The 12,610-nt window shown below is 25.6% G+C and carries 12 protein-coding genes and 1 tRNA gene; 8 read left to right on the top strand and 5 right to left on the bottom strand.

From position 1 onward, the window contains the following. Window positions 1-18: 18 nt before the first annotated feature. Together ftsY and htpG are read left to right on the top strand one after the other, a co-directional pair. Window positions 19-939 (top strand): signal recognition particle-docking protein FtsY, encoded by a 921-nt coding sequence (gene ftsY / locus H0H55_RS00550; RefSeq protein WP_185861366.1) that lies wholly within the window; start codon window positions 19-21, stop codon window positions 937-939. Window positions 940-991: 52 nt separating this feature from the next. Further along, complete coding sequence (gene htpG, locus H0H55_RS00545; RefSeq protein WP_185861365.1) at window positions 992-2,839, top strand: molecular chaperone HtpG; 1,848 nt, start codon at window positions 992-994, stop codon at window positions 2,837-2,839. Between the two features lie 12 nt (window positions 2,840-2,851). On the opposite strand, the gene H0H55_RS00540 is transcribed toward htpG, so the two are convergent. Together H0H55_RS00540 and pssA are read right to left on the bottom strand one after the other, a co-directional pair. Next, window positions 2,852-3,619 (bottom strand): 3'-5' exonuclease, encoded by a 768-nt coding sequence (locus H0H55_RS00540; RefSeq protein WP_185861364.1) that lies wholly within the window; start codon window positions 3,617-3,619, stop codon window positions 2,852-2,854. Beyond that, the gene (gene pssA / locus H0H55_RS00535; protein WP_317168408.1) at window positions 3,619-4,344 is read right to left on the bottom strand and encodes a CDP-diacylglycerol--serine O-phosphatidyltransferase; all 726 of its coding nucleotides are present in this window, start codon (window positions 4,342-4,344) and stop codon (window positions 3,619-3,621) included. Before pssA ends, H0H55_RS00540 begins: the two co-directional genes overlap by 1 nt. 39 nt (window positions 4,345-4,383) lie before the next feature. On the opposite strand from pssA, the gene ybeY reads away from it, so the two are divergent. After that, window positions 4,384-4,806 (top strand): rRNA maturation RNase YbeY, encoded by a 423-nt coding sequence (gene ybeY / locus H0H55_RS00530; RefSeq protein WP_317168407.1) that lies wholly within the window; start codon window positions 4,384-4,386, stop codon window positions 4,804-4,806. Window positions 4,807-4,813: 7 nt separating this feature from the next. Then, window positions 4,814-6,688 carry a tRNA uridine-5-carboxymethylaminomethyl(34) synthesis enzyme MnmG gene (mnmG, locus tag H0H55_RS00525; protein ID WP_185861363.1) on the top strand — a complete coding sequence of 625 codons (1,875 nt, stop codon included), beginning with the start codon at window positions 4,814-4,816 and terminating at the stop codon, window positions 6,686-6,688. A gap of 12 nt (window positions 6,689-6,700) precedes the next feature. Here mnmG and H0H55_RS00520 read toward each other — a convergent pair whose 3' ends face one another. Further along, complete coding sequence (locus H0H55_RS00520) at window positions 6,701-7,006, bottom strand: FtsB family cell division protein (RefSeq protein WP_185861362.1); 306 nt, start codon at window positions 7,004-7,006, stop codon at window positions 6,701-6,703. Between the two features lie 192 nt (window positions 7,007-7,198). Between H0H55_RS00520 and fumC the strand changes: the two genes are divergently transcribed. Beyond that, window positions 7,199-8,584, top strand: coding sequence for a class II fumarate hydratase (gene fumC / locus H0H55_RS00515; protein WP_185861361.1), 1,386 nt, complete (start codon window positions 7,199-7,201; stop codon window positions 8,582-8,584). A 5-nt stretch (window positions 8,585-8,589) separates the two neighbouring features. Here the strand turns inward: fumC and H0H55_RS00510 are convergent, their stop codons facing one another. Then, the gene (locus H0H55_RS00510) at window positions 8,590-9,363 is read right to left on the bottom strand and encodes a TatD family hydrolase (protein WP_185861360.1); all 774 of its coding nucleotides are present in this window, start codon (window positions 9,361-9,363) and stop codon (window positions 8,590-8,592) included. A 44-nt stretch (window positions 9,364-9,407) separates the two neighbouring features. On the opposite strand from H0H55_RS00510, the gene fabD reads away from it, so the two are divergent. From fabD to H0H55_RS00495, 3 genes are read left to right on the top strand one after another with little or no spacing between them, the layout of a single operon-like run. Then, entirely contained in the window at window positions 9,408-10,268 is an 861-nt protein-coding gene (gene fabD / locus H0H55_RS00505) for an ACP S-malonyltransferase (RefSeq protein WP_185861359.1), read from the top strand. A 19-nt stretch (window positions 10,269-10,287) separates the two neighbouring features. Then, window positions 10,288-11,217 carry a GYDIA family GHMP kinase gene (locus tag H0H55_RS00500; RefSeq protein ID WP_185861358.1) on the top strand — a complete coding sequence of 310 codons (930 nt, stop codon included), beginning with the start codon at window positions 10,288-10,290 and terminating at the stop codon, window positions 11,215-11,217. Window positions 11,218-11,262: 45 nt separating this feature from the next. After that, window positions 11,263-12,525 carry a citrate synthase gene (locus H0H55_RS00495; RefSeq protein WP_185861357.1) on the top strand — a complete coding sequence of 421 codons (1,263 nt, stop codon included), beginning with the start codon at window positions 11,263-11,265 and terminating at the stop codon, window positions 12,523-12,525. Here the strand turns inward: H0H55_RS00495 and H0H55_RS00490 are convergent. Next, window positions 12,526-12,609 (bottom strand) — tRNA-Leu (locus H0H55_RS00490). Window position 12,610 lies beyond the last annotated feature (1 nt).

Raw genomic sequence — 12,610 nt, 5'->3', positions numbered from 1 at the left:
TTATAATGTTTTTAACAAATGAATCAAACGTTGAATAACGAATTCAAAAAAACTAGAATATCTTTTTTCTCAAAAATTAAAAATCTATTCTTGAAGAAATCAAAAATAGATATCAATGTTGTTGACCATATAGAAGAAATTTTATTATCTGCAGATGTAGGAACAAAAACTACCATAAAAATTATCTCTAATTTAGAAAAAGAAATAAAAAAATATAAAGATTCGCAAAATCTATTTAATTTTCTTAAAAAAGAGATTGAAAATCTTTTTACCAATATTGAAAACATATCTTTAGAAGAAAAAATCAATGAAAGTCAAAGACCATATGTCATACTTATAGTTGGAGTGAATGGGGTAGGAAAAACAACAACAATTGGAAAATTAGCTTTTCTTTTAAAGAAAAAAGGTTTTCATGTTATGATAGGTGCTGCAGATACATTTAGAGCTGCGGCTATTAATCAACTTGAAATATGGGCAAATAAGGCTGAAGTTCCTTTAATTAAACAACATATGTCTGCGGATCCAGCATCTGTGGCATATGATACTTTACAATCTGCAAAAAATAAAAAAAAAGATGTTGTACTAATTGATACAGCTGGAAGATTGCAAAATAGAATCAGTCTTATGGAAGAACTTTCTAAAATGAGTAGAGTTATGAAAAAAATAATACCTGAATCTCCTAATGAAATTATACTCGTTTTAGATGCTACAATTGGTCAAAATGCTTTTGAACAGGTAAAAAAATTTACTCATTTTGTTAAAATTTCCTCTATTATTTTAACCAAAATAGAAGGTACTGCTAAAGGAGGAGTAGTGATAGGAATAATGGATCAATTTAAAATTCCTATCCAATATTTAGGAATAGGAGAAAAAATACAAGATTTAAAAGTATTTGATAGAAAAAAATTTGTTGATTCTTTATTTTTGAAAAAAAAATGACATTATTTTCATAATATGAGTTATAGTCCTACTTTTGATAAATTTCTTACAAATGAATAAAAATAAAATTAGTGTTACTTCAGATAATATTTTTCCTATTATTAAAAAATTTCTTTATTCAGATCAAGAGGTTTTTTTACGTGAATTAGTTTCTAATGCTGTAGATGCTGTTGTAAAATTAAAAACTTTAATTAAACTAGAAAATTTATATGATATTGTTGATAATTTTCAAGTTAAAATTATCATAGATCAGAAAAATAGTACACTTCATATTTTGGACAATGGAATAGGTATGACTCAAGAAGAAGTGAATAAATATATTAATCAAATAGCTTTTTCTGGAGCTGAAGAATTTATTAAAAAGTACAAAAATTTAAAAGATTCTAATATTATTGGCCATTTTGGGTTAGGATTTTATTCTTCTTTTATGGTATCAAATAAAGTTATAATATTTACTCAATCTTATAAAAAAAATGCATCATCCATATTTTGGTCTTGTGAAGGGGATCCAAATTTCATCATGAAAGAAATTGAAAAAAGAGATAGAGGAACTGAAATAATTCTATCTATTAATGAAGAGAGTAAAAAATTTTTAGAGTACGATTATATTTTAAAATTATTACATAAGTATTGTAAATTCATGTCTGTAAAAATCTGTTTATCATCAAAACAGGATAATCAAGAAAAAGAAATTGTTATTAATAATATTCATCCAACCTGGAAAAAAAATCCAATTCAGTTAAACGATAAAAATTATTTAGATTTTTATCATGAATTATATACAAATCAATTAGAAGACCCCTTATTTTGGATCCATCTAAATATAGATCATCCTTTTCATCTAACGGGAATTTTATATTTCCCTAAAATAGAAAAAAAAATAGATATACAAAAAGAAAAAATTCATTTGTATCAAAATCAGGTTTATATTACAGATAATTTAGAAGGAGTAGTTCCAGATTTTCTTAGTTTATTAAGAGGAGTTATAGATTCTACAGATATTCCTCTGAACGTATCACGTTCTCATTTACAATCTGATCCATCTGTTAAAAATATATCTAAATATATAACTAGAAAAGTAGCTGATAAACTAGATGCTATGTTCCGAAAAAATAGGGAAGATTTTCAAAATAAATGGAAAGATATAAAAATCATAATAGAATATGGGATGATTAGTACACAAAATTTTTTTGATAAAGCTATCAAATTTTTTATTTTTCATACTGTAGATAAAAATTATTTTACATTAGAAGAATTAAAAAATAAAATTAAAGAATATCAAAAAAATAAAGAAGGTAAAATTGTTTTTCTTTATTCTTCTGATCGAGAAAAACAATATAGTTATATTCAATATGCAAAAGATAGATTTTATGAAGTTTTAATTTTGGATAGTCCACTTTCAGTTCATTTAATACAGAAATTAGAATTGTCTTATCAAGATATTTGTTTTGTACGAGTGGATTCAGATCATATTGATAAATTGATTGTTTCTAAAAAAGAAAAAAAAATTAATTCAGATCTTTCTGAAAAAGAAAAACAAGATTTAAAAAATTTGATTGAGTCTCATCTCATGGAAAATTTACAATTTTCCATAAAATTAGAAGATTTACCTATAAAAGAAAATCCTTTTATGATAGTGATTCCAGAATTTTTAAGAAGAATAAGAGAAATGAACTCTACTATAGGAAAAGATATAGTAGAAAAAGATAAATATTATCAGTTGATTATCAATGCAAATCATGTTTTGATGAAAAAAATATTAAAAGAAATGTCAGAAGAAAAAAGAAAAACAATTATACAAGAAGCTTTGAATTTGACCTTATTATCCAAAGGGTTACTGTATGGGAAAGATCTTACAAATTTTATCTCAATGAGATTTAAAGACCTGATTCAAGAATAAAATAAGTGTAATTCATTTGTTAAATTTTTTTAGTTTAATTCCTGTTAATATTTTCTTTGTATACAAAGGAAAATCTGAATTTTGTATCCACCCATAATAGTTTGGATCTTTTTCAAAGATTTCAAAAACTTTTTCTCCTTTGTATTTTCCAAAATTGAATATTTCATTTCCCTCATCATCTATTTTTACAAATCCAGCAAGATCTGCTATATTTTTCTGATGAGAAAATTGATTGAGACTTTTGATGTCTTTTTTTAATTTTTCATATTTTTCTAATTGTGCTAATAATATTTCGTATGTAGCAAATGTATCAGATTTTGAACTATGAGCTTTTATAAGATCTTTATTACAGTAATATTTATAAGCAGCAGAAAGAGTTCTAGGTTCCATTTTATGAAAAATAACTTGAACATCTATAGTTCTATGTTTTTTAATGTCAAAAGATATTCCTGCACGAAGCATTTCCTCTGCTAAAATTGGAATATCAAATCTATTAGAGTTATATCCTGCTAAATCTGTATTTTCGATCATTTTAAAAATAGAAAAAGCTACATCTTTAAATGGAAGTTTTCCTTTCACATCTTCATCTCTAATGCCATGAATTGCTGTTGATTGAGGAGGAATAGGTATTTCCGGATAAATTAACCAGGTTTTATCTTCTTGTTCTTCATTAGGAAATATTTTTAATATAGATATTTCTATAATTCTATCTTTTCCTATGTTAATTCCTGTTGCTTCTATATCAAAAAAACAAACAGGACGATAAAGTTTTAATTTCATTAGTTATGAATTTTTTTTTTTAATGTATTATGAAAATAAATTGAGGTAATTATATAAAAAATAACAATACATGGTAAAGCTGTTATATGTAAAGTTAATAAAAGAAATGTACTAATCAATAAAAAAACATAACGTATTTTATTCTTTTTCCAAGAGAAATTTTCAAAATGAAAACTAAGCATTGTTATCTTAGATATTAAGAGATAACAGGACAACAATATCATCAAAAACATTGTAATAATATAAATGTTTATGATTTTCTTATCGATAAAAAAAATAGTATGATTTGTAATGACAATAGATAAAGAAGAAAAGAATAAAGTATTCACGGGTGTTGTTAGTCCTATAACATAATTATTCTTACGAGGAGTCACATTGAATTCAGCTAAACGCAATGCAGAAAAAATGGAAATCAAAAAGGAAGAATACTCAATAAATGGAATCATAATTTTTTTTTCCAATAAAAAAAAAACTATAATAGATGGAACAACTCCAAAAGAAACCATATCTGCTAAAGAATCCAATTCCTTTCCAAATAAATTTTTATTTTTTATTAATCTAGAAAAAAAACCATCTAAAAAATCAAAAATTATTGAAAATAAAGTAAAAATAGCGGAATAATTAAAATTTTTATATTGTAATAATATTATAGATACACATCCACAAAATAAATTAAATAAAGTGAATATGTTGGGAATTGTTTTTGTTTTTATCAAAATGTACACAATTTATAAAAAACTTTTCTAAAATAAAAATTTTATTTTATGATGATTAAATTATTTTATGAAATTTCTAATTTTGATTTTCTAAAAAAAAAATCTTTTTTTATTAAGGAGATATGTATTTTACTAAATAATGAAGGTATGTATATTGGAAATATTAACTATATTTTTTGTCATGATGATTTTCTTTTATATATGAATCAAAAATATTTGAAAAAAAATTTCTATACAGATGTACTTGCTTTTAATTATTCTGTTAATCGACATATTTCAGGAGATGTATTTATTAGTGTTGATCGTGTTTATGAAAATTCTAAAGAATGGAATCAATTTTTTTTATCTGAATTAAAACGTGTCATGATCCATGCTGTATTACATTTTTTGGGATATGATGACCACAATCATATGGATAAAAAACTTATGAAAAAAAAAGAAGATTTTTATTTAAATTTATTTCAATTTTAAAAAAATCATGTTTTCAGATATATATGATGTGATTGTAGTTGGAGGCGGACATGCTGGTGTTGAAGCGGCATCTGCATCTTCTAACATGGGTTCTAAAACTTTGCTCATCACTACAAATTTACAAACTATAGGTCAAATGTCATGTAATCCAGCTATAGGAGGAATAGCGAAAGGTCAAATGATTCGAGAAATAGATGCTTTAGGTGGTTATTCAGGAATAATTGCCGACCACAGTACAATTCAATTTAGAATGTTAAATAAATCTAAAGGGCCTGCTATGTGGAGTCCTAGAGCTCAATGTGATAGAAAATTATTTTCTTATTATTGGAGATTATTTCTGGAAAAAAATACTCAATTAGATTTATATCAAGATACAGTAATATCTTTAATAATGAAAAAACATAAAATACAAGGAGTAAAAACTTCTTTTGGTGTAAAAATTAAAGGGAAAGCAGTTGTACTTACCAATGGTACTTTTTTAAATGGAAAAATTCATATTGGAAAAAATAAAATTAATGGAGGAAGAATTGCGGAACAAGAAGTAAGAGGGATAACGGAACAATTAACTGAAAATTTTGGATTCCGATTTGGAAGAATGAAAACAGGAACATCGCCAAGAGTAGATGGACGTTCTTTAAATTACGAAAAAATGAAATCTCAAAATGGAGATGAAGAACCAAAAAAATTTTCCTTTTTTTGGAACACAAATAAATTGGAAAAACAAAAAAAATGTTACATCACTTATACAAATCAAAAAGTACATGATTTTATACGTCATCATTTCAATTTTTCTCCATCTTATACAGGATCTATTCAAGGAGTTAGTCCTAGATATTGTCCTTCTATAGAAGAAAAAGTATTTCGATTTTCAGATAAAAAAGAACATACGATTTTTGTTGAACCAGAAGGATGGGATACCGTAGAAGTATATGTTAATGGATTTTCCACTTCTTTTCCAGAAGAAATACAATATAAATCTTTAAAAAAAATTTCTGGTTTTGAAAATGTAAAAATATTGAAGCCTGGATATGCTATTGAATACGATTATTTTCCACCAGAACAATTAAAACCTACTTTAGAAAGCAAAATTATAGAAAACCTTTTTTTTGCTGGACAAATTAATGGAACAACTGGATATGAAGAAGCTGCTGCACAAGGATTAATAGCAGGAATTAATGTTCATTTAAAAATTCATAATAAAGAACCATTGATTCTAAAAAGAAATCAGTCTTACATTGGAGTTTTAATAGATGATTTGATAACAAAAGGAACAAAAGAGCCATACAGAATGTTCACTTCGAGAGCTGAATATAGAATGTTATTACGACAAGATAATGCGGATGAAAGATTAACTCCAATTGGATACAACATCGGTTTAATTTCAGAAAAAAAAATGGTATTACTAAATAAAAAGAAATCTAAAATAAAAAAATGTATGTATTTATTTCAAAATAAAAATTTTGATCCAACAACTATAAATCCTATTTTATGTGCTAAAAAATCTCCTAAGATCTTACATAATCAAAAAATAGAAAATATTTTATCTCGTTCTGAAATCGATCTTCAAGATATCATATCTATACCATTTTTAATGCAGGAAATTAAAAAAAATGATTTTTCTAAAGAAATTTTGGAACAAGTTTCCATTCGGATCAAATATAAGGGATACATAGACAGAGAAGAAAAAAATGCAAAAAAATTATTAAAATTAGAAAATCTTAAAATACCGAATAATTTCGATTACAAATCAATTCAATCTCTTTCTTCAGAAGCAAGAGAAAAATTGGATTATTATCGTCCCATATCATTAGCTCAAGCTTCAAGAATTAGTGGAATATCTCCTTCAGATCTAAGTATTTTGCTTATTCATATGAATCGTTAAATTTTTTGTGTATCATGAATCATGATTGGTTCTGAATATAACAAATAAATCTTCATCTTTTTTTTTCATGTAAAATTTTTCTCTTGCTAATTTTTCCAGATATTTAGTATCTGTAGTTAGTTTCTTCAATTGAATTGCTTCTAATAAAATTTTTTTTTTCAAAAAATTCCTCTTTTTTGTCATTTCATGAATATTTTTTTTGAATTTATAATGTAACATTAAAGAATTAGAATCAAAAAAAGATATCCATATCAAGAAAAAAATACTAATCCAAAAATATTTATTTCTAAGTATTTTATGTTTTTTTTGTTTTACCATATTTTATAAAGAAACGGATGAGAAACTTGTTAATTAACATACTTATAATCCAATAAATACTAAAAAAAAATAAAAATAGTATACACCAAAAACCAGATACAGTTATAAATAAAAAAAATAAAAATCCTAAAAATTTAATAAGCATGATTACAATTTTTATATTTTATATAATTTCGTAAAAAAAATAGAATAATGACATATAGAATAGAAAAAGATACTTTAGGATTTGTTAAAGTTCCTATTAATAAATATTGGGGAGCACAAACAGAAAGATCTAGAAAGAATTTTAGAATCGGACCAGAAGCTTCTATGCCTATAGAAATTATTCATGCATTTGCTTTATTAAAAAAAGCAGCTGCTCATGTTAACTTTGAATTAGGTATTTTATCTAAAAAAAAGAAAGATATGATATCCTTAGTTTGTGACGAAATTATAGATAAAAAATTAAACGATCAATTTCCTTTAGTTATATGGCAAACTGGATCAGGAACTCATACCAACATGAATATTAATGAAGTTATATCCAATAGAGCTCATGTTTTAATGGGAAAGAAACTAGGAAATTCTAAATCTTTTATTCATCCTAATGATGATGTAAATATGTCACAATCATCTAATGATACTTTTTCTACGGCTATGCATATAGCCTCTTATCAAAAATTAGTCAAAAAAACTATTCCTTCTATTCAAGAATTAAAAAGGACTTTGGAAAAAAAATCAAAATCATTTCATAACATTATTAAAATAGGAAGAACACATCTGATGGATGCTGTCCCTATCACTCTAGAACAAGAATTTTCAGGATATATTACTCAAATAGATCATGGATTAAATGTTATAAAAAAAACTTTAAGTCATCTTTCTGAATTATCAATAGGAGGAACAGCTGTTGGAACAGGATTGAATGCTCCTAAAGAATATGATAGAAAAGTCACAGAATATATATGTCAATATACTGGATATCCTTTTCAAGTAGCAAAAAATAAATTTGAAGCATTATCATCTCATGATGCAATAGTGGAATCTCATAGTGCTCTTAAACAAATAGCAGTTTCTTTAATTAAAATATCAAATGATATTCGTCTTTTAGCTTCTGGACCACGTTCAGGAATTGGAGAAATTTTTCTTCCTGAAAATGAGCCTGGATCTTCTATCATGCCTGGAAAAGTCAATCCTACTCAATGCGAAGCTATTATTATGGTCTGTACTCAAATTATGGGGAATGACGTCACTATTTCTATAGCGGGATCTTCAGGAAATTTTCAATTGAATGTAGCTAAACCATTAATGGCATATAATTTTTTGCAATCTTCTCAATTAATTGCAGATGCTTGTAGTTCATTTTCCTCTTTTTGTGTAAAAGGAATAAAACCAAATCATCAAAGAATTAAAGACTTATTGGAAAGGTCTTTGATGTTAGTTACAGCACTCAATAGTCATATTGGATATGAAAAATCAGCAGAAATTGCAAAATTTGCTTATGCAAATAATACTACATTAAAAGAAGAAGCTATCCGATTAGGATATTTAACTCATGATGAATTTGAAAAATTAGTGAATCCATATAAAATGGTGTAGAAAAATTATTTTCTAAAAAATAATTTTTCTACATTCGAATGAATTATATTGGATATTATTTCTTCTGATGTAGAATAAATTTGTGACAATTTTTTTAAAATTATTCTTAAATTTTTTGGTTCATTTCTTTTTCCTCTAAAAGGATGTGGAGAAAGATAAGGTGAATCAGTTTCTAATACTATATGATTCAAACTTATTTGATGTAAAAATTGACTAACATGATTTTTTTTAAAAGTGATTATTCCTCCAATTCCTAATTGGATTCCCAAATCAATTATTTTTTTCGCCTGTTCTAAAGTTCCTGAAAAACAATGAAGAACTCCTCTTATATAAGAATTTTTTTCTTTTGATAAAATATGAAAAACTTGGTCAAAAGCTTCTCTGCAATGTATAACTATAGGTAATTTTTTTTGCTTTGCCCATTGTATTTGAGTCTGAAAAGCATATTTCTGCTCAGAAAAAAAATTTTTTTTCAAATGAAAATCCATTCCGATTTCTCCAATTGAGATAAAGGAATGTTTATATAACCATGTTTCAATATTTTTCAATTCTTTTTTTAAGTTATCTGGATTAACTTGATTAGGATGTAATCCTATCATAGAAAAACATATATTAGGATATTTTTTTTCTAATTCTAATATACGAGGAATAGTGGAACTATCTATAGAAGGAAGAAAAAATCTATTAATTCCTTTACGAAAAGCTTTTTGTATTACAGAATTAATATCTTCATCAAATTCTTTCATATATAAATGGGTATGTGTATCAGTAATTTTCATGTAAAAGTTAATTTTAAATTTTTATTTTTAAATCAAAAAATTTTATGAAAGCTTATTTATTTCCAGGTCAAGGATCTCAATTTGTAGGAATGGGAAAAAACTTATATAAAAATTCTCATATGGCAAAAAAATTATTTCAATTATCTGACGAAGTTTTAGGTTTTCGAATGACATCTATAATGTTTGAAGGATCTATAGATATTTTAAAAAATACGAAATATACACAACTATCAATTTATATATATTCAGTTATACTAGCAAAAACATTAAATAATTTTGAACCAGATATGGTAGCTGGACATTCTCTTGGAGAATTATCTGCTTTAGCTGCAATTAATGTATTTTCTTTTGAAGATGGATTAATATTAGTCAATCAAAGAGCTTCAATTATGCAAGATATTTGTGAATCTATTCATGGAGGAATGGCTGTTGTATTTGGACTAGAAGATAATATTATAGAAAATATTTGTAAAAATGATCATGGTATTATAGTCCCATCTAATTATAATAGTCCTAAACAACTAGTAATTTCTGGAGAAATTCAAGCTTTAAAAAGAGTTTGTTCTGATCTAAAAAAAATAGGAGCTAAGAAAATATTGGTTCTTCCTGTTCACGGAGCTTTTCATTCTCCAATTATGAAACCAGTTCAAAAAAAATTTCAAAAAATTGTTAATCAAATTTTTTTTCAAGATTCTAAGTGTCCAATATATCAAAATGTAACGGCTTTACCTGTAACAAAATCTGATGATATTAAAAAAAATATTGTAAAACAATTGACATTTCCAGTTAGATGGAAACAATCCATAAAAAATATGATGAATAATGGAGCAAGCTCATTTACAGAAATAGGTCCAGGAAATGTTTTACTAGGTTTAATTAAAAAAATTTCAAGAAGTTCTTCATAAAAAAAAATATAAATCTATAATGTATAGATATAAACATTTTTTTTATAGTCATGGAAAGCTGTTATTAACAGGAGAATATTTTATTATGCATGGAGCCAGTGGATTAGCTTTGCCTACAATTCAAGGACAATCACTCACTATTTTTGGAGATCATTTTTCATCCGTTTTACATTGGAAAAGTTACGATGAAATAAATCAACTTTGGTTTGAAGGAATATTTCAACTTCCTTCTTTAGATATTTGTTACGAAACAGAAAAAAATACTGCCATTAAATTGAGAGATTTATTATTGAAATCTAGAAAAATTCAAAAAAATTTTCTTCCTAATTCATTAGGAATATATGTTAAAACACAATTAGAATTTCCAAAAAATTGGGGATTAGGCAGTAGTTCCACTTTAATTAACAACATAGCGAAATGGGCTAAAATAAATCCTTCCATGCTATTAGGAAACTATTTTCCAGGTAGTGGATATGATATAGCTTGTGTTTCAATTTCAAAACCAATAATTTATAAATTATTGAATAAAAAACCACATATCCTACCTATAAAATTCGATCCTCCGTTCAAAGATAAACTTTTTTTTCTACATCTTAATAGAAAACAAAATACTTGTGATGAAATACAATATTTTCGTTCTAATATTTCTCATATATCTAATGATAATATTGAATCTATATCTTATATAACTCAAAAAATTCCTTATTGTAAAACATTGAAGGAATTCGAAGAATTATTATTACAACATGAAAATATTGTATCAAAAATACTTCAAATCCCTACTATTAAAGAAACATATTTTCCAGATTATCTAGGATTAGTAAAGAGTTTGGGTGCTTGGGGAGGAGATTTTGTTTTGATAAGTTTTAGAAAAGGAATGAAACATTATTTTTCTCAAAAAGGATTTCATACTCTGATTTCATTTGATGAAATGATTTTTAAAATATAAAAGTTATTTATATATAATTATATATATTTAAAAAAATTTATTATTATGTGCAGTTTCGTAAATTTTAATATCAATGGATATCATTATAAACTTCCTGTAATTTATGGAACTTTTTGTGATAAAGCTATTAATATTTCTCAATTGAGAGAAAATACAGGTTTTATTACATTTGATCCAGGATTTAAAAACACAGGAATTACTAAGAGTTCTATTAGTTTTATAGATGGTGAAAAAGGGGAACTTCTATATAGAGGATATCCTATTGAACAAATTATTAATAAGTGTTCATTTATAGAAACAAGTTATCTGATTCTGAATGGAGAACTTCCTGATACTGCACAATTAAAATATTTTTCTGAAAAAATAAAAAAATTGAATCATATTCATGTAAAAATCAATCAAATACTTGATCAAATTCCTAATTCTTATCATCCTATGGGAATTTTATCTTATTTGACTTATATTTTAGATACATTTATTAATTCTTTGGAAGAAAAAGAAGAAGAGATGTATCTTCATTTATTAGCTAAATTGCCTATGTTAGCTGCTTTAACTTATAGAAAAAAAATAGGATTACCTCCACTTCCTACTTATGCAGATTATCATCTTGATTATATATCTAATTTATTAAAGATGTTTTTTTCTATTCCTAACAAATCTTATAAACAAAATCCAATTATTGTAGATGCTTTGAATAAAGTTTTAATATTACATGCTGATCATGAACAAAATTGTTCCACAACTACTGTTCGTTTATTAGGTTCTGCTCATGCTGGTTTATTTTCATCTATATCTGCAGGGATGAGTGCTCTTTGGGGAAAACTACATGGGGGAGCGAATCAAGCTGTTATTGAAATGTTAGAAAACATTTTAAAAAGTGGAGGAAACATAAAAAAATGGATAGAAAAAGCAAAAAACAAGAAAGATCCATTCCGACTTATGGGATTTGGACATAGAATTTATAAAAATTTTGATCCTAGAGCGAGGATAGCTAAAAAAGTAGCAGAAAATGTAATTCAAAAATTGGGGATTTCTGATCCAATATTTGAATTAGCAAAAAATATTGAAGAAAATGCTCTTAAGGATTCTTATTTTGTAGAAAAAAAACTTTATCCTAATATTGATTTTTACTCAGGAATTATTTACCAAGCTATTGGTATTCCAAAAGATATGTTCACTGTTATGTTTGCTTTAGGTAGGTTATCAGGATGGATTGCTCATTGGAAAGAAATGAAATTTAATAGAGAACCTATAGCAAGACCTAGACAAATTTATATAGGATATAAGAAAAGAAATATAGAAAATTAGTGCGGGCGAAGGGATTCGAACCCTTATGCCTAAACAGGCATCAGATCCTAATTCTGACGTGTATACCGATTCCACCACGCCCACT

The organism is Blattabacterium cuenoti (assembly GCF_014251795.1).
Lineage (GTDB): Bacteria > Bacteroidota > Bacteroidia > Flavobacteriales > Blattabacteriaceae > Blattabacterium > Blattabacterium cuenoti_AB.
This window is presented reverse-complemented; position numbering and strand designations above follow the sequence as displayed.

Bases quoted from the DNA above. Each gene is read 5' to 3' on its own strand.
- ftsY (WP_185861366.1), top strand. From the start codon at position 19: ATGAATCAAACGTTGAATAACGAATTCAAAAAAACTAGAATATCTTTT.
- htpG (WP_185861365.1), top strand. From the start codon at position 992: ATGAATAAAAATAAAATTAGTGTTACTTCAGATAATATTTTTCCTATT.
- H0H55_RS00540 (WP_185861364.1), bottom strand. From the start codon at position 3,619: ATGAAATTAAAACTTTATCGTCCTGTTTGTTTTTTTGATATAGAAGCA.
- ybeY (WP_317168407.1), top strand. From the start codon at position 4,384: ATGATGATTAAATTATTTTATGAAATTTCTAATTTTGATTTTCTAAAA.
- mnmG (WP_185861363.1), top strand. From the start codon at position 4,814: ATGTTTTCAGATATATATGATGTGATTGTAGTTGGAGGCGGACATGCT.
- H0H55_RS00520 (WP_185861362.1), bottom strand. From the start codon at position 7,006: ATGGTAAAACAAAAAAAACATAAAATACTTAGAAATAAATATTTTTGG.
- fumC (WP_185861361.1), top strand. From the start codon at position 7,199: ATGACATATAGAATAGAAAAAGATACTTTAGGATTTGTTAAAGTTCCT.
- H0H55_RS00510 (WP_185861360.1), bottom strand. From the start codon at position 9,363: ATGAAAATTACTGATACACATACCCATTTATATATGAAAGAATTTGAT.
- fabD (WP_185861359.1), top strand. From the start codon at position 9,408: ATGAAAGCTTATTTATTTCCAGGTCAAGGATCTCAATTTGTAGGAATG.
- H0H55_RS00500 (WP_185861358.1), top strand. From the start codon at position 10,288: ATGTATAGATATAAACATTTTTTTTATAGTCATGGAAAGCTGTTATTA.
- H0H55_RS00495 (WP_185861357.1), top strand. From the start codon at position 11,263: ATGTGCAGTTTCGTAAATTTTAATATCAATGGATATCATTATAAACTT.